This is a genomic window from Tautonia sp. JC769 (genome assembly GCF_040717455.1).
Lineage (GTDB): Bacteria > Planctomycetota > Planctomycetia > Isosphaerales > Isosphaeraceae > Tautonia.
Genome location: NZ_JBFEFH010000001.1, coordinates 61,943 through 78,700, shown reverse-complemented (window position 1 = coordinate 78,700; position 16,758 = coordinate 61,943). Strand labels below are relative to the sequence as shown.

Here is a 16,758-nt window from a genome sequence, read left to right as displayed (position 1 = left end):
TTTTCGCGCCCCTCACGGGGCAATCCTCAAGCCTCGGGGGCCAGGGAAGGGACGGCCACGCCGAGCGCCTCGGCCAGTTCGACAAGCTTCGCCCAGTGGCCGTCCGAGAGCGGGATCCCGTCGCGCGATCGGGTCTCCATGATCCTGCGTTCCGGATCTCCGGGCAAGGTGATCGCGTCCACCCCCTCGGCCGTGGGAGTGTCCCGGACGAATCGGGAGACGCAGGTCGATTCCTTCAGCATCGACTCCGTCCCGACGAACCGGGCCGGATCGAGCAGGATGAACAGCAGGTTGTTCCCGCGGGCCGGCGGCGCCCCCTCGTGACAGGCCCGCCCCCCGGAGAACCCGGCCGCCAGCATGTCGAGCACCAGGGCCAGGCCGAATCCCTTGTACGCCTGCGTCCCCCCCATCGGCAAGATCGACCCCGAAGGTTCCGTGTAGAGCACGCTGGGGTCCGTGGTCGGCTTCCCTTGATGGTCGAGCAGCCAACCCTCGGGCACCGGTTGCTTGTTGATATGATAAACACGGACTTTCCCTTCGGCGGCGACGCTCGTGCCGAAATCGAGCACGACCGGCCCGTCCTCCGTCGGCACTGCGGCGCAGAGGGGGTTCGTCCCCAGCCTCGGCTCCAGCCCTCCCGGCGGGGAGACCCGCTGGCCGGCGCCGTTGTTGTTGACCGTGGCCAGCAAGACGAGATCGAGCGCCGCGGCCCGTTCCGCATACTCGCCCAGTCGTCCGACATGCCCGCAGTCCTTCGCCGCCCCGGCGGCGATCCCCATCGCCCGGGCCTTGGGGATCAGCTGATCCAGCAATCGATGCGCCTGCACCTGACCGAATCCCCAGCGGCCGTCGGCCACGACCAGGGCCGGCCCCTCGCTCTCGATCTGCAGAGGAACGCCGGGCGTATACGTCCCATCCTGGACGAACCCGACATACTGGGGCACGCGCATCACGCCGTGCGAGTCGTGCCCGCGGAGGTTCGCCCCCACCAAGCCATCGGCAACCACCTTCGCTTCCTCGGAAGGCACGCCGACGGCCTCGAAGATCCGCACGGTGAACTCGGTGAGGGACTCAGATCGGATCGTCGGCACGGTATCGGCTCCCTGGTGGCATTTGCGGGGGATCGCTCATCGCTCATCGCTCAAGGCCCTCGATCATACTTGGCCATGCCGCGATTTCAAACGGCCACCGGAAGGCGCCTGCCCGCCACCCCCAACGGGACCCTCAAGACCCCACCAGTTCCCCTCGCATCACCGTGATCGCCCGGCCGGCCAGTTCCACCCGGTCGCCCGAGACCCGGACATGCACCCGTCCTCCTCGGGTCGAAACCTGCTCACCAATCATCGTGTCCCGTCCCAGTCGGTCGCTCCAGAAGGGGCCCAACGCACAATGTGCCGAGCCGGTCACGGGATCTTCATCGACTCCCGCGGCCGGAGCGAAAAACCGAGAGACGAAATCGACGCCCCGACGCTCCGATGCCGCCGTCACGATCAACCCCCGCATGGGAAGACGTTGAAGGCGTTTCAGATCCGGGGCCACCGCCCGGACCTCGGCCTCATTCTCCAACTCGACCAGCAGGTCCATCCGGTTTCCCCCGACGAATCGAGGGGTCGTTCCCAGTGCCTCGAACAAGGACGGAAGCGCCTCACGTTCCTCGATCGGCTCAGACGGAAAGTCGAGCGCGATCAAATCCCCCGATCGCCGGGCCGAGAGACGCCCCGAGCGGGTGTTGAAGACCGCCGTCGCTTCCAGGGGGAGATGCCGATCTTCCCAGAGCACGTGAGCCGCCGCCAGGGTGGCGTGTCCACACAGATCAACCTCAATCGTTGGCGTAAACCATCGCAAGTGATAGGCATCAGAGGCGTCGTCCGTCGGCTCCGGGGACACGAACGCCGTCTCCGAGAGGTTCATCTCCCGAGCCACGTTTTGCATCCACGACTCGTCCGCGGGGCCGTCGAGCACGCAGACCGCCGCGGGGTTCCCCGCGAACGGGCGATCCGCAAACGCATCCACCTGAACGATTCGCTGTCCCATCGCTTCTGGTTTCCTGAAACGGCAAAAGATCGCGGAGGGCGTCCCTATCACCCGCCCGGTGATTGATGGTTACGCCTCGCCCCCGAAAGGTTCGCGATCCGGGCCCTCATCCTGCTGACCGGTCAGAAACCTGTCGAGCGCCTGGGGCAGTTGCTCGCCGATCTCCCGCATGGTCAGCGTGCGACGGCCGGGTTCCGGTTCCAGCGCCGCTCGCACGAGAGGAGCAAAGGGGGCCGGGACCCGAGCGGCCAGGGAGTCGGGGTCGATCCTGCGGATCGCGTCGAGCGCCTGGAGGATCGTCCTCGCCTGGATGATCGGCCGACCGGTCAGGAGTTCGAACAGGATCGCCCCCATCGCGAAGAGGTCCGACGCCATCGAAGACGGTTCGCCGCGCACCTGTTCCGGGGCCATGTAGCCCGGGGTCCCGGTCAGGCCGGCCGAGGCCGCGAGGTCGTCGTGATCGACCGTCTCCATCGGATCGGTCGGGTGCTCAACCCGATGCGCCAGGCCGAAATCGACGATCTTCGCATGCCCCGAGGAATCGACCAGGATGTTCTGCGGCTTCAGGTCGCCGTGCACGACTCCCGCCTCGTGAGCCGCGGCCATCCCCTGGGCGACCTGGCGGGCGATCTCCACCGCCTCGGCGATCGTCAGCCTGCTCGACGCGATCAGCCGGTCGAGCCGAATCCCGTCGAGATATTCCATGGCGATGAGCGGGACCCCATCACTCTCGTCGATCGAGTAAACGGTGCAGATATTGGGATGATTCAGCCCCGCCGCGACCCTCGCCTCGTCGAGCAAGGCCCGGGGCCGGGCACCGGCCCCCGGCCTGAGCACCTTCAAGGCCACCCGGCGCCGGAGCGTCTCGTCGACGGCCAGGAAGACCGCCGCGAAACTCCCCTCCCCCAGTCGCCGTTCGATCCGATACTGCGCCACCACTCGACCGGGAGCGAGCAGCCGGGTCGGATCGAGCACCTCGTCTCCCAGGCCCCACCCCGAGGGGCACATGCCGCCGCTCTGCAAGGCACCGAGCACGCGGAGCACCTCGTCGGCCCGGCGTCCCACGCCCAGCGCATGAACGGTTTGATATTGAATACGCCCGTCCGGATCGAGCAGGAACAACCCCCTCAGGGCCACCCCCGGGGGGTCTTGATAGACACCGAATCGCCGGCTGACTTGCCCTCCCTCGTCGCTGGCCAGCGGGAAGGCGAGCGACCCGAGTCCCCCGCGATCCGGTTCCGTGGCAAGCCATCGGCGGTGCGAATCGATGGAATCGCAACTGATCCCGAGGATCGCGCAGTTCATCCGGTCAAACTGATCGACCCGGTCCGCGAGGGCCGTCAACTCCGTCGGGCAGATGAGCGAGAAATCCCTCGGGTAGAAGACCAAGGCCAGCCAGCGCCCTCGATAATCCCCCAGCCTGACCCGGCCCGATCCCCGATTTGCCGAGACAGACGGCAGCTCGAACTCCGGAGCGGGGTGGCCGATCATCGGCTCGACAACGGACATCCGACGGTCTCCAGCGCTGACGTTCCAGACTCACCCCGTGCGGCCGAAACCCGCACGATCGATCCGGCGGTTCTATCATAGACCAAAGTCCCTCGCAGACGATCCCGAGTCCGAGCGATTCCCCGACCCGTGATCGGTCGCCGCGGGTCCGCCCCGGCACGACCGCCGCCGGGCCGCCCGCTGGTTGACAGCGAGGAATTTTCCTGGTCAATAGATTCGTGGCCAGGTTGCTTCGATCCGCTCGACCGAAGGAGACGCATGCGATGATCAAACATCAGGCGGCGATGATGGTCCTCTTCCTCGTTGGCTCGACTCCCATCATCGGGTGCGGCGGGAGCGGCGGCCCGAGGCCTCCGATGGGGAAGGTTTCCGGGACGGTGACTCATAACGGTGCTCCGCTGACGGAAGGCTCGGTGGTCTTCTCCCCCGCCCAGGGCAAGGGGTCGGACACGGGCCATGTCGCGATCGGCCAGATCGACAGCAATGGCCGTTTTGTCCTGACGACCTTCAATACCGGGGATGGCGCAGTCCTCGGCCAGCACGTCGTGACCATCCAGGCCAAGACCGCCCCGAAGACCACGCCCCCCCCGAACCCCGACGGCACGATCACCTTCAACTATGCGCTCGCAGCGGGATCGGCGATCCCCGCCAAGTACGAAAATCCCGAGCAATCGCCGCTCCGCTACACGGTCGAGCCCGGCTCGAACACGTTCGAAATCGACCTGACCGAATGAGGATGGTTCCGCCCCCGCGCCGAGATCCTCGGGGTGCTCGAATTCAAGGCCCCTGAAGGCTGAGCAGCCCTTGCCGAGCTGCGTCATGGTTCGGGTCGCAGGCCAGGGCGGCCTGGAACCAGGCCGCTGCCATCTTCGAATCATTCAATTCGAGGCAGAGTGTCCCGAGCCGATACCGCACCTCGGCCTGGCCGGGAGCCCGGTCGGCCGCTCGGATCAGGTCAGAGATGGTGGTCCTCACCTCGGTGAGTTCCTGGGAGCGGGCCAGATCCCGATCGGCCTGCTCCGTCTCCCCCAATCGCCGGTTCGCCTGGCTCCGGAGATAGAACCAGTCGGCATTGACCGGTTCCCGGGCGAGGGCCGAATCGAGCGCCTCCACCGCCGCGACGATCGCCCCTTCGGCCAGGTCGATGCGGGCCCGCTCGGCGAGCATCGCCGCATCGCCCGGGTCCGCGCCCAGCCCCTCCTCCAGGTGTTGCCGGGCGCCGGCCCGGTCTCCCACCTCGTACAGGCTCCGGGCCAGCAGGACCAGCCGGTCCGATTCGTCGACCCACCCCCGGCACGCCTCGAGCAGGCGAATCGCCTCGTCATGGCGGCCGAGTTCCATCAATACTCCGGCCAGTTCCATGCGCACATCCGGTTGGTGCGGACTCGCATCGAGCGACGCCCGATAGGCGTCTCGGGCCTCTTCGTATTCGGCATGCTCGTTCTGGATCAGTCCGAGGGTCCGCCACGCGGGAGCGTCGTCAGGCCGGAGCCGTGTCAAGGCCCTGAGGGAATCGATCGCCGTGGAGATGTCGCCCAGTTCATAAGACGCCGCGGCCAGCCATCGAAGCGTCTCGATCTGCTCGGGACGCCTCCGCAGCGCATCCCGGAACCACGAGGCCGCGCGGAGCGATTGCCCCGCCGCCATCAGGGTCCTGCCCTTCCAGAACGAGACGTCGGCCGACAGCGGACCATCGGGATCGATCCGATCCAGCGGCCCGACGGCGTCGGACGGGCGCCCCCGCTCGATCGCCGCCCGAGCCCGGAGCAAGAAGGCCCGATCGCGCGTCCTCGGCACCTCGGCCGGGAGATCGAGCCACTGCAATGCCTCATTGGGATTCCCGCCCGCGAGCCATTGCTCGGCCCGCTCGAGATGCCGGTCGGGCCGCCCTTGCCACCATGCCACCGACCATGTCACGACCCCCGCGGTCACGACCGCGCATCCGAGCCATCGTGCCTTCGACATCTTGAACATCCGCCAACTCAGGAAAGGAATTTTTCAGACAGCTTTTTTGTTGACTCGGGTCGACGCATACCCCAGCATAACAATCGCCTTTCATTATGAGTCGTGCATGAAGGCTTGACAAGCGAATCAGAGGAGACGCTTCGGCATGGTCCATTCCCCTCTCCCAAGACGGACCACGACGGGCTCCAGCCCCTCTCGATCCCCCGGGTTTACCCTGATCGAGCTCCTGGTGGTCATCGCTATCATTGGTGTCCTCATCGCGCTCTTGCTGCCGGCCGTCCAGGCCGCCCGCGAAGCGGCCCGGCGAGCGCAATGCACCAACAACATGAAGCAAATCGGCATCGCCCTGCACAACTATCACGACACCGTGGGGGCCTTCCCCACCTCGTTCTGGCGGGCCACGCCCGTCTACAACGCCTCCACTCCCGGCGTCCACCCCGAGGCGCGCTGGGGCCATAGCTGGGTCGCCATGGCGCTGCCGTATCTCGAACAGCAGCCCGTCTACAACGCGATCAATTTCAGCGTCGGGGTGGCCGGCGGCCCGGGTGGTTCGCATACACAGATGAACCACACCGGGACCATGACGCCGATCAGTACGTTGATGTGCCCCAGCGACCCCTCACCCACTTTCTCGCAATACGTCCGCGTCGATACGGGGGTCGGCTGGAACTTCACGAACAACACCGCGCTGAACTCGGGCCCGAAGCTCAGTTATGTCGGGAGCCTCGGCGACAATCACCCCGACGACCCGAACTGGTGGCCGTACACCACCAGCCTCCCGGTCGCCCGCGAAAATGGCTTCGGCGAGGGAAATACGCATACCGGAATCATGAATCGTTCCGGGGGCACGACCTCCATTCGCGACATCATCGACGGCACGAGCAACACCTTCGCCGTCGGCGAGACGCTCTTCGAATCGTGCGACTGGTTCACGTGGCCGAATCCCAATGGGACGACCGCCACGGTCAACGTCCCCATCAACTTCGAGGTCACCGACCACACGGACGACGCGAACGGGATCCGCGACAGCCGGAACTGGCGGGTGGGCTTCGGCTACCGCAGCCAGCATGCCGGCGTCGTCAACTTCCTGTTCGCCGACGGCAGCGTGCGGGGGATCAAGGAGACCATCAATCGCGACGTCTACCGATGGCTCAGCACCCGAGCCGGTAACGAACTGGTCTCCAGCGATCAGTATTGATCGCGATCCTGAGAAAACATTAGGACCAACCCGATCGAATTCCCGCGCGTTTGATCAAGAGTCCGCGCGATTGATCGACCACAACGCCGTCATCCGCCGTCGTCGTGGTCGATCTCCTTTCCCTCGGCGCACAACCTCTCTCATCCGCCTTCAGGTAACCATGCCGTGAGCCCTCTCCGAGCCCTATCGCCCACCGTCGTGATGCTCCTCTCGCTCCTGGTACCGACCCTCGGCTGCCGACCGCAGGCGAATGACGATCCGTCCGCCGGCGGTTCCGCGGCCATCGAATCGAACCCCGAGCTCTTCAACGAGCTGCAGGCCGAACTCAGCGAGCTGATCAACGCCACCAGCCTGACGTATCAGCAACTCGAGTACGACTACGCCGAAGATCTGCTCGACCGCCTCGACCGGTACGAGGCCTACCTCGCCGGCGACTCGACCGAGGATCCCCCTCGGTTCATGCCCAACCTCGACGCCGAGGAAGAACTCGACCATCTCCGGGAGGTGATCCGACGCTGGGAAGACCAGACCGGGAAAAACCTCCGAGAGGAGATCGATGCCCTGAAGGCTGACGTCGCGGCCCGCACCGGCGAGGAACAGTTCTACCCCGAGTTCCAGAAGAAGTTTTCCGCCGCCTTCGACGACTTCATCAAAATCGAGGTCGCCGAGATCATCGAGCGTCGCAACCGGGTGATCCACCAGCAGGCCGAAGACCTGCTCGGGCCTCACCGAGCGGCACACCCCGAGATCGTCGAGCATTTCGAGGCCATGCTCGCCTCTCCCCAATATGCGCCTCCCGACCAGGGCGATCCCAGCCCCGCGACGTGAACCGGGGCGATCGCCCCACCCGACCAGCATCCTCCGGTTCCGAGCGCAGGGACGCCCCGGCACCACGGTTCCCCCTTCGACGCAATCGTGCCCGATCGACGGCCAGGGTGTTGCACCAGTGTCGATTGCGTCGCATGATCCCTGCGGTACTGTCCGTTCAAGGGTCGCCGCGGGGCTATTGACCGATGTCCACCGATTCGAAGAGCGAGGTCGCGAGCCTCTGGACCTTCGCGCCTTACGTTGCTCCGATGCTCGCCTATCTGCTGTTGACGCAGCTCGAGGCGTACATCCCGGAGGGCCGACAAACCACGTGGTACCCGGTCGCCTACGCCCTCAAGGCCGTCCTGACCGCGATCATCATGGTGGTCTTCGGCCGGTCTGCCTGGGCCGACCTGAGGAAGACGCCCGCCGTCGGCGGCTGGCTCCTGGCCATCGTGCTCGGCGTCGTCGTCACGGCCGCCTGGGTCGGACTCGATGGACGGTATCCGCCGCTCCCCTTCCTGGGCGGAGGGGCTCGTGAGGGGTTCGACCCGAATGTCCTCAGCCCGGGGGCCTACTGGGGATTCGTCTCGGTCCGGTTAATCGGCCTGGTGGTCCTGGTCCCGATCTTCGAGGAACTGTTCTGGCGATCGTTCCTCATGCGAGTGGTGATCGACCCCGATGACTTCCGTCGCGTCCCGATCGGCCGGGTCACGCCCCTCGCCGCGGCCATCACCTCCGTCGCATTCATGATGGTCCACCCGGAATGGCTCCCGGCCCTGCTGACGGGCCTCGCCTGGGCCGGGTTGCTGCACCTGACCCGCAGCGTCTCGGCCTGCGTCGTCAGCCATGCTGTCGCCAATCTGGTGCTGGGAATTTATGTCCTGTCCACGGGCGAGTATCATTTCTGGTGACGAACGCCCCGGGCCCGCGATCACGCCGCTTCCTCGACGGAACGCGTTGTGACGACGCGACGATCGTCGTTTCAACCCTTCTCCCCGGGCAGAAACGTCGGCATAATAGAGCACGTGGGCGAGCACGCAACCGTCACGCGATCGTTCGAGTCGACGACTCGCGTGGCACTTCCCCGTTGCCGTGGCTCTCCCGACTCCGATCACTCCATCGAGCAGGAGGACGAAGACCGATGAGACGCATCGATGCCTGGCTGGCCGGCTTACCGGCGATCGCCCTCTGCCTGTGCGTGACGGGTTGCGGCGGAGGATCGGGGGGAGATGACGAGGTCCCGGTCGTCGACATGCGAGATCCGAATTTCGGCGGCGCCCCGGCCCCCCCCCCCGCCCCAGGGCCCCCGGCTGCCGCCCCTGCCGGGCCGCAAGGTGCCCCTCTCCCGGGCGCCCCGGGCGGCTTCGCCCCGGGTCCTGGCAGCTCCGGGCCCGGCGCGGCCAGCCCCCTCGCCGGCCAACCGGGGGCCGAAAATCCTCCCGTCTCTCCCATGGCCGGGGGCCTGACCGCCTCTCCAGACGGAAACCTGGCGGGGGATGCCGCCCTGAACGAAATGCTCGCCGCCGTGAACTCGGCGAACGACCCGTCTGCCGAACGAGGGCGTAGCGGCGGCCCTGCTCAGCAGGGAGGCCCAGGCCAGCCCGGCCAGACCGATCCCATGATGGCGATGATGGGGAGTCAGGGCGGGGCCATGCCCGGCGCCCCTCCCATGGAGATGGAGGGGATGATGCCCGGCATGGCTGGCCCGCAAGGCGGGTTCAGTGGGTTCGAGGCCGGCGGCCCCCCCGGATTTCCCGGGGGACCGGGCGGCTTCCCGGGCGAACAGGGCGGCTTCCCCGGCGCCGCCGGCTCGACCGAGCCCGCCGATTTCGATTCCCCCCGCGGCGCCGTCGACGCCTTCCTCAACGCCATCAAGGCCAAGGACGTCCAGGGCCTCAGCGATGCGACCGCGCTCCGAGCGCCTCGCGAGGCCGAGACGTCCAGCCGGAGGCGGACCTTCCAGGCCATCCGGGAGATGAGCCTCTCCGAGGACGAACTCAACACCATCGCCGACGACTTCGAGGGCTTCGAGGTCGCCCAGATGAGTCGACCGACCGCGTCCGGCATCGTCAGCTTCATCCTGCGCAAGCAAGGCGATTACGGCAGCACGCTGCAGCGTCGCATCGATGTCCGCAAGGAACGCAGCGGGTGGAAAGTCAACGACGTGACCGGCGTCTCCGAGATCAAGCGCATGGGAGGCCGGGCCATGGAACAGCTCCGCAACCGCAACCAGGGGAATCGACCCTGAGGATGAGGTAAGCCGGCCGCCCGGGCAACCCGGGACGTTTGCGCAGCTTTTCCGAGTGAAATCGATTGAAAGAATGACGCTGAATGTTGTTCGGATTCCCCCCCTCTCCCCGACAATAAATCGGGCGAGGGGGTTCTTTTTGCTCAAGAATTCCCCTTGAACTGCCGGGGATCTGGCTGAAATCCGCGTTCGCCCGCACTTTGGCACCGGCTCTGCTTGAGAGGCGAGCATCACCTCTTGCCATTCCGACGCAGGATGCGATGGAATCGGATCACAGAACGTCCGCACCGGGTCATTCCCGGTCCGCCGACCAACGTCTGCCCAAGGAGGGAATGCGCATGGACTTGATCCCGGTCCACCACGGCTTCGTCTTCGATTCGCTGGTCATTCTCTTTCAGGTGTTCGGCGTGCTCGCCCTCTGCTTGACCCGGTTATTCGCGGGACCCCGGTGGGTCGAGCGCGGACAGTTGGCGTTCGTGGTGGCGGTCGTGGGGTTGGGCATCGCGGGAGCCTTCTGCGGCCATCAGGATTCCGAATTCGGGCTGTTCGCCGGGCTGACCATGACGACCCTGCTGATCGGGATGACCGTAGGAGGGGGCCGCGACTCGTCCGAATCCCAGGCGGTCTGGATCGCCCCCGAGGGGACCGCGACCTCCTGATCCCCAAAAGGGGGGCCGAGGCGGTCGCCCTGACCGGACAGGTCTACCTGATCGATCCCATCCTCATCGGGGCCGCCTGGCCCCGGTTTTTTTCCCGCCGATCGCGTCCGTTTCGTTCCGATCAATGCACCAGCGTTCGCTCGTCGGCTCGTCTGTCCTTCCCTTTCGCTCTCCTGGTGCCAGTCCTCGGCGACTGCGTCTGCAAGAGGGATTCGCGGAAGAGCCCGACATGGAGCCTTACGACCTCGGCGCGGTGCCGTCGGACTCGGCCCGGGCCGAGTCCCGGACTTCCCGGGACTGCGTGCGACGGGAACCGGTCGTCTCCCCGCTCGACGACCGGGCCCGGAGAACGATCGGCCATCGGCGGGAAAGGATGGACCTAATGATCGCGATGCTGAAACGGATTTCGATCGCATCGGGCGTGCTGACCGCGGCCCTGGTCGCGGCGGCCCCGGCCATGGCCGGAGACCGTGTCTCGAACCAGCAAGCCGCCGATGACGTGGCCGCGGCCCTGCGGTCGCTGCCGGCCCTCTCGGGCCAGCAACTCTCTATCTCGGCCAAGGATGGGGTGGTGACCCTCTCGGGCACCGTCTCCAACGCCGCGCAGCGTTCGGCCGCCATCGAACGCGTGCGCTATCTCCCGGGCGTGAACACGGTGCTCGACGGCATCCTCGTCTCCAACGACGAGAGCGTCCAGCCGACCCAGTACCAGGTCGCGACCCACGGCGGCACCCACGGCGGCTTCCATTCGGGCAGCACCTTCGACGGCGGCCCGATCGGCGCCCCGATGATGGGCTCTGCTCCCATGGCGGGCGATGCCGGCATGGGCGGCCCGCTGCCCGAAGGCCCGGCCGGTTTCGGCGGCGGCACCCAGGCCTCGACCCCCGGCTACCCCAACTACGCCTGGCCGAGCTATGCCCCTTACCCCAACTTCTCGGCGGTCGGTTACCCGACGGCCTACCCCTGGCAGGCGTGGCCGAACATCGGCCCGATCCATCCGTATCCGGAAGTCCCCCTCGATTGGCGCGCGGTGACGCTGCGGTGGGATGACGGCATCTGGTTCCTCGACTTCAAGAAGCACTACACCCGGCCGTTCTTCACGCCCTACCCGTTCGGCTTGTTCGCGTACTGAGATCGGACCCCGGACCCGACCGGGCGAGCCTGTGCCTGGCGAGACGTTTCCCGACGGATCGTCAGGCCGCTTGCCCTCGGCGAAGGACCGGTCTGCCGTGCGGGGCCCCGTGCAATGGCGGGGGGAGGCACTTCCGAACCCGGAGGGCCAGGCATCGTTTCGGCGGTGCCCCGGCCCTCCGGGTCGTTTTCATCATCATCCGCCCGATCGGTCGCCGGAATCATCCTCCCGGCCCGAGGCGGTCGCACGCGAAACGGCCCGCCCCGGTCTCAAGGACCGAGGCGGGCCGTTTCGCATTCCGGGATGTCCCGACACCAACAGTCCAATCAATCCGGGGAGAGAACGATCGATCGAAGGTTTCGGAAGCCAATCACGGTCGGTAAATCAAGGGGTCGCGGGTTCCGGCTCGGCGACCGGGGCGTCGAGCGCGTCGAGGTCGCCGGCGGGACCTTCCATCGCGCCGGTGTCCTCGGTCCCTTCGAGCATCAGGTCGTCGCCGGGCATCGCGGAATCGCCGGGCATCGGCTCGGTCACGGCGGCGTCATCGGCGGGAGGAACCGCCTCATCGCCACCGCCGCAACCGGGCAGGACGACCAGGGCGGCAAACAACGCGGCGATCGAGAATCCGGAGGTAAGAGCCTTCACGGTGCACCTTCTTGAGTCGAGGATCGATCCGGGGAAGTCGCCACCCGTTCCAATCCAGGTGGTCTCCTCTCTCCCCAGGCCTAGTAGCTTGGCCACCTGAGAGGCGTTTCGCAAGACTCGACCCCGAACTTTTTCGTGCAATCGCGGCCGGTCGGCCGCATCAGAGGACCCCGGCCGTCATCTCGGTCAGGGCCTTCAGCAGCGTTTCAATGTCTTCCGAGGTGTTGAACGGCCCGGGGCTGACCCGCAAGGTCCCGTCGGGATAGGTCCCGAGCGCCTTGTGGATATAAGGGGCGCAATGCAAGCCGGCCCGGACGGCGATGCCGTGGCTCGCGTCCAGGCCGAGCGCCAGGTCCTGCGACGGGAAGACGTCCTGATCGGGAGGGATCAGCGACAGGGCGCCGACGTGCGAGGCCGGATCCCATCGGCCGGCGACCCGCCAGCCGTCGCCGTTCCCCTCGACCCAGTCCACGACCCGCTGCAACAAATCGACCTCGTGCCGGCGATTCGCCTCGATCGTCTGGCCGGCGACCCAGCGGACCCCCTCGGCCAGCCCGGCAATCCCGAGGACGTTCGGGGTGCCCCCTTCCAGGCGATAGGGAAGCTCCTCCGGCTGGACCGGGTGCTTCGAATCGCCCCCCGTCCCCCCCTCTCGCCAGACCCGGATTGTGGCCCGAGGACCGACGTAGAGGGCCCCGGTCCCGGTCGGGCCGTACAGGCCCTTGTGGCCGGGGAAGGCCAGCAAGTCGATCGGCGTCTTCCGCAGGTCGATCGGCACCAGCCCGGCCGACTGCGCCGCGTCGACCAGCAGGAGCGCCCCGGCCTCCCGGACCATGGGCGCGATGACCTCGATCGGCTGGACGGTCCCGAGCACGTTGGCCGCGTGCGTCAGGGCCACCAGCCTCGTCTTCGGCGTGATCGCCGCCCGCAGCTCGTCGGGGTCGAGGTAGCCGTCGTGCGAGGCCAGCCGGGTCAGCGAGATCATCCCGGCCCGTTCCATCGCCACCAGGGGGCGGCTGACGGAGTTATGCTCCAGATCCGACGTGATCACGTGGTCGCCCGGATTGACGACCCCCTTGATCGCCATGTTCAGCGCATCGGTGCAATTCAGGGTGAAGATCCAGCGTTCCGGCTCCTCGCCGTTGAAGAACTGATTGAGCGTGTGCCGGGCCTGATCCAGTGCGCGCTCGGCCTCCGTCGCCATCCGGTGCCCCGACCGACCCGGATTCGCCAGTTGGGTCCGGGCGAAGCGGTCGAGCGTCTGATAGACCGACTCGGGCTTGGGGAAGCTGGTGGCGGCGTTGTCGAGATAGATCATCAGGGATTCCCAGGAAGAAATCGTCCGGGCGAGGACGGCGATGCGGTCGGCCTGGCGGAGAGGGCGGCTCCCCTCGGCGGTCGTCAGCTCCCGACGAATTGGGCGTACAGGGTCCGGGCCTTGGCGATGTCGTTCGTCCCCTTGATGATCGCCCGACCATCCGGGAACACCGTGAACTCATATCCTTCGGTCGCGAACCGAAGCATGTACGCGTTGTGCCGCACCTCCCCGAGCGGCGCGAGCCGCCCGCCCAGTTCGGCGAAGTCGAGCGGCGCATCCCTTCGGGCCGCCACCTGCACGGCGTTCCGCCCGCAGAGGGCCGTCGTGTGCGACCCCATCCTCCCTTCGAGCCACTCGAAGTCCTGCTTCCCGCAGCAGGGGCAATCGACCTTCCCCTTGAGCGAGGCGATCTTCAGGCGGCGGAACGACCAGTCCCAGATGTCGAACATGATCAACTCTCGGTTGATCGACCCATGCTTGCCGCCGAGGATCTTGATAGCCTCGACCGCCTCGAACGACGCGACCACCGCCACGGCCGGCCCGAGCACCCCGGCCGTCTCGCAGGTCGGGGTCATGCCCGGCGGGGGGCTCGTCTCGACGACGCATCGCAGGCACGGCGTCTCGCCGGGCAGGATCGTCATCGTCTGCCCCTCGCTGCCGATCACCCCGCCGAAGACCCAGGGCTTGCCCAGCTTCACGGCCGCGTCGTTGATCAGGTAGCGCGTCTCGAAATTGTCGGTGCCGTCGAGGATCAGGTCGGCATCGGAAACAAGGTCGAGGATGTTCGTATGATCGATGTCCGTCACGACCGGCTCGATCGTCACCCGGCTGTTGATCGCCCGGAGCTTCCGGGCGGCCGCCTCAGCCTTCGGCAGGTTGTCCACCACGTCGTTCTCATCAAAGAGAATCTGGCGTTGCAGGTTGTGCGTCTCGATGAAGTCGCGATCCACGACCCGAACAAAGCCGACGCCGGCCCGCACCAGGTGATTCGCCAGCACGGTGCCGAGCGCCCCGCAGCCGCAAATGGTGACCCGGCTGTTGATCAGGTTGCGCTGGCCGTCCTCGCCCAGGTTCTGGAAGCGAATCTGGCGGCTGTAGCGTTCGAGTTCGGCGGGAACGTCGGCGAAGGGTTGCATGGTCGTTGTCGATTCAACTCGTTTTCAGGAGAAGAGAAGTGTTCCGAAGCGGTCGGCCGCTCAGGCCGGGCCCATCACCCCGGCGGGGACGGGCGGCCCCGTCCCCCGCCGGCCCGTCATCGCCCGGCCTCGAAAGGAAGTCCGATGGGGTCAGCCCCCGGCGATCGCCGGGATGATGCCGATCTCGTCGCTCTCCTTCACCGGGGTATCCAGCTCGTCCATGAAGCGAATGTCCTCGTCATTCACGAAGACGTTCACATACTGGTGCAACTGCCCCTCGCCCGCGAAGAGCCGCTTGTGCAGGTCGGGGTACTGGCGGCCGACATCGGCCAGGACCTCGCCGACGGTCGAACCGGCGCCTTCGAGGGACGCCTGGCCATCGGCTGACGGACGGAGCGGGGTAGGGATGCTGACCTTGGCCATCGGGGGCGCTGCCTCACTTCAATGCACTGCGACAGATCTCGGGAAAAACGCTGCCGACGCCTCGTTCGCGTCGGGCGCATCCGGGCCGAGGCACCGCCCCGACCCGAAGCAAACTCGCATCCAGACTCAGGCACCCACCGGGGCCAGTTCCGACTCGGCGGGGGTGCTCGCGCCGACGAGCGACTCGAACTCGGCCAGGTTCGGCGCGATGACCGGGGGGAGCGGGATGCGGTCGATGATCGCCTCCTGCGTCTTCAGGCCGTTGCCCGTGATGCAGATGACCGTCGACCCGTCGCGGTCGATCTTGCCCTGTTCGATGAGCTTGCGGGTCACGGCCAGGGTCACGCCGCCGGCCGTCTCGGCCCAGATCCCCTCGGTCTCGGCCAGGAGCTTCATGGCATCGACGATCGCGTCGTCGTCCACGTCCTCGCCCCAGCCGCCGGTCTCGCGCATCAGCTTCGAGGCGAAGAAGCCGTCGGCCGGGTCGCCGATGGCCAGGCTCTTGGCGATCGTCTGCGGGTCCCGGACCGGCTTGACGCGCTTGGCGTCGGTCTTCACCGTGTTCGTGATCGGATTGCAGCCGGTCGCCTGGGCGCCGAACATCCGGGTCTTGACCGGATCGACGAAGCCCAGCCCTTCCAGCTCCTTGAACGCCTTGAAGATCTTGCCGATCAGGCTGCCGCCGGCCATCGGGGCAACCACATGATCCGGCGTCCGCCAGCCCAGGTCCTCGGCGATCTCGAAGCCCATCGACTTCGACCCCTCGGCGTAGAACGGCCGGAGGTTCACGTTGACGAATCCCCAGCCGAACCGGAAGGCGATCTGCGAGCAGAGCCGGTTGACGTGGTCGTAATTCCCCTTGATCGCCACGACCTTCGCGCCGTAGATCGTCGCCCCCAGGACCTTCCCCTGCTCCAGGTTGTCCGGGATCAGGACGTAGGCATTCAAGCCGGCGGCCGACGCGTTCGCGGCCACCGACCCGGCCAGGTTCCCCGTCGAGGCGCACCCGACCGTGTCGAAGCCCAGCTCGACGGCCTTCGACAACGCGACGGCCACCACGCGATCCTTGAACGAGAGGGTCGGGTGATTGACCGCGTCGTTCTTGATGTACAGCTCGCGGATGCCGAGCGCCTCGGCCAGGCGATTGGCCTTGATCAAGGGGGTGCAGCCGACCTGCAAGCCGACGGTCGGCTCGCCGTCGATCGGCAGCAGTTCCTTGTAGCGCCACATCGTCCGGGGACGGCGCTGGATCGCCTCGCGGCTCAATGCCCGGCCGATCGCCTCGTAGTCGTACTCGACCTCGAGCGGGCCGAAGTCTTCCGTGCAAAAGTTGAGGGCTTCCTTGGGGTACTGCTTACCGCAGAGGCGACACGTCAAGCCGCGGACGAATTCGGAGCTCACCGGAGATTCTCCCGAGGTCGGCTCGGCAGCTCCCAAAGGCATCATGCTTCACCCTGTCGACGCCTGATTGGGGGAGGGCGTCTCGGCCGCACGACGGGAGCGCCGGCACGGGTCCGGGCACCGGCCATCACGCCTCGGAACGGTTCCGAGACGGGACCAAGGTGCCATGATCCGTTCCGATCCGGCAGCGCCGTCTCATTCCAGAGCGAATGATGGGCAGGAAGGCGAGTCGAGGCGATGGGGCAGGGCTGATCCGGAGCACCTTGCGGCGTGAGCCGGA

Annotated in this window: 16 protein-coding genes; 7 read left to right on the top strand and 9 right to left on the bottom strand. The window is 66.9% G+C overall.

Annotated features, from left to right (window positions below):
- Positions 1-26: 26 nt before the first annotated feature.
- The 3 genes from AB1L88_RS00335 to AB1L88_RS00325 form a co-directional block, all read right to left on the bottom strand.
- On the bottom strand, positions 27-1,091 hold the full coding sequence (locus AB1L88_RS00335) for an Ldh family oxidoreductase (protein ID WP_367094632.1): 1,065 nt from the start codon (positions 1,089-1,091) through the stop codon (positions 27-29).
- A gap of 133 nt (positions 1,092-1,224) precedes the next feature.
- The gene (locus AB1L88_RS00330) at positions 1,225-2,034 is read right to left on the bottom strand and encodes a PhzF family phenazine biosynthesis protein (protein ID WP_367094631.1); all 810 of its coding nucleotides are present in this window, start codon (positions 2,032-2,034) and stop codon (positions 1,225-1,227) included.
- 69 nt (positions 2,035-2,103) lie between these two features.
- Positions 2,104-3,543, bottom strand: a complete 1,440-nt coding sequence (locus AB1L88_RS00325; protein WP_367094630.1) for a redoxin domain-containing protein — start codon at positions 3,541-3,543, stop codon at positions 2,104-2,106.
- 263 nt (positions 3,544-3,806) lie between these two features.
- Between AB1L88_RS00325 and AB1L88_RS00320 the strand changes: the two genes are divergently transcribed.
- On the top strand, positions 3,807-4,277 hold the full coding sequence (locus AB1L88_RS00320; RefSeq protein WP_367094629.1) for a hypothetical protein: 471 nt from the start codon (positions 3,807-3,809) through the stop codon (positions 4,275-4,277).
- Between the two features lie 43 nt (positions 4,278-4,320).
- Here AB1L88_RS00320 and AB1L88_RS00315 read toward each other — a convergent pair whose 3' ends face one another.
- A complete protein-coding gene (locus AB1L88_RS00315) occupies positions 4,321-5,508 on the bottom strand; it encodes a tetratricopeptide repeat protein (protein ID WP_367094628.1) in 1,188 nt (395 codons plus the stop codon).
- 145 nt (positions 5,509-5,653) lie between these two features.
- Here AB1L88_RS00315 and AB1L88_RS00310 point away from each other — a divergent pair, with 145 nt between their 5' ends.
- The 6 genes from AB1L88_RS00310 to AB1L88_RS00285 all read left to right on the top strand — a co-directional run bounded on the left by AB1L88_RS00310 (position 5,654) and on the right by AB1L88_RS00285 (position 11,555).
- Positions 5,654-6,706 carry a DUF1559 domain-containing protein gene (locus tag AB1L88_RS00310; protein WP_367094627.1) on the top strand — a complete coding sequence of 351 codons (1,053 nt, stop codon included), beginning with the start codon at positions 5,654-5,656 and terminating at the stop codon, positions 6,704-6,706.
- Between the two features lie 165 nt (positions 6,707-6,871).
- Positions 6,872-7,534 (top strand): hypothetical protein, encoded by a 663-nt coding sequence (locus tag AB1L88_RS00305; RefSeq protein ID WP_367094626.1) that lies wholly within the window; start codon positions 6,872-6,874, stop codon positions 7,532-7,534.
- A gap of 185 nt (positions 7,535-7,719) precedes the next feature.
- Positions 7,720-8,427 carry a CAAX prenyl protease-related protein gene (locus AB1L88_RS00300; protein WP_367094625.1) on the top strand — a complete coding sequence of 236 codons (708 nt, stop codon included), beginning with the start codon at positions 7,720-7,722 and terminating at the stop codon, positions 8,425-8,427.
- Positions 8,428-8,657: 230 nt separating this feature from the next.
- Positions 8,658-9,764: a hypothetical protein gene (locus tag AB1L88_RS00295; RefSeq protein ID WP_367094624.1), complete on the top strand. Its 1,107-nt coding sequence runs from the start codon at positions 8,658-8,660 to the stop codon at positions 9,762-9,764.
- Between the two features lie 338 nt (positions 9,765-10,102).
- Positions 10,103-10,423 (top strand): hypothetical protein, encoded by a 321-nt coding sequence (locus tag AB1L88_RS00290; protein WP_367094623.1) that lies wholly within the window; start codon positions 10,103-10,105, stop codon positions 10,421-10,423.
- A gap of 382 nt (positions 10,424-10,805) precedes the next feature.
- Positions 10,806-11,555 carry a BON domain-containing protein gene (locus AB1L88_RS00285; protein ID WP_367094622.1) on the top strand — a complete coding sequence of 250 codons (750 nt, stop codon included), beginning with the start codon at positions 10,806-10,808 and terminating at the stop codon, positions 11,553-11,555.
- Between the two features lie 384 nt (positions 11,556-11,939).
- Here the strand turns inward: AB1L88_RS00285 and AB1L88_RS00280 are convergent, their stop codons facing one another.
- The 5 genes from AB1L88_RS00280 to thrC all read right to left on the bottom strand — a co-directional run bounded on the left by AB1L88_RS00280 (position 11,940) and on the right by thrC (position 16,478).
- A complete protein-coding gene (locus AB1L88_RS00280) occupies positions 11,940-12,200 on the bottom strand; it encodes a hypothetical protein (RefSeq protein WP_367094621.1) in 261 nt (86 codons plus the stop codon).
- Positions 12,201-12,360: 160 nt separating this feature from the next.
- Positions 12,361-13,518, bottom strand: coding sequence for an aminotransferase class V-fold PLP-dependent enzyme (locus tag AB1L88_RS00275; protein ID WP_367094620.1), 1,158 nt, complete (start codon positions 13,516-13,518; stop codon positions 12,361-12,363).
- A gap of 83 nt (positions 13,519-13,601) precedes the next feature.
- Entirely contained in the window at positions 13,602-14,654 is a 1,053-nt protein-coding gene (locus AB1L88_RS00270; RefSeq protein WP_367094619.1) for a ThiF family adenylyltransferase, read from the bottom strand.
- Between the two features lie 150 nt (positions 14,655-14,804).
- Complete coding sequence (locus AB1L88_RS00265; protein ID WP_367094618.1) at positions 14,805-15,077, bottom strand: ubiquitin-like small modifier protein 1; 273 nt, start codon at positions 15,075-15,077, stop codon at positions 14,805-14,807.
- 126 nt (positions 15,078-15,203) lie between these two features.
- Complete coding sequence (gene thrC, locus AB1L88_RS00260) at positions 15,204-16,478, bottom strand: threonine synthase (RefSeq protein ID WP_367094617.1); 1,275 nt, start codon at positions 16,476-16,478, stop codon at positions 15,204-15,206.
- Positions 16,479-16,758: the final 280 nt, after the last annotated feature.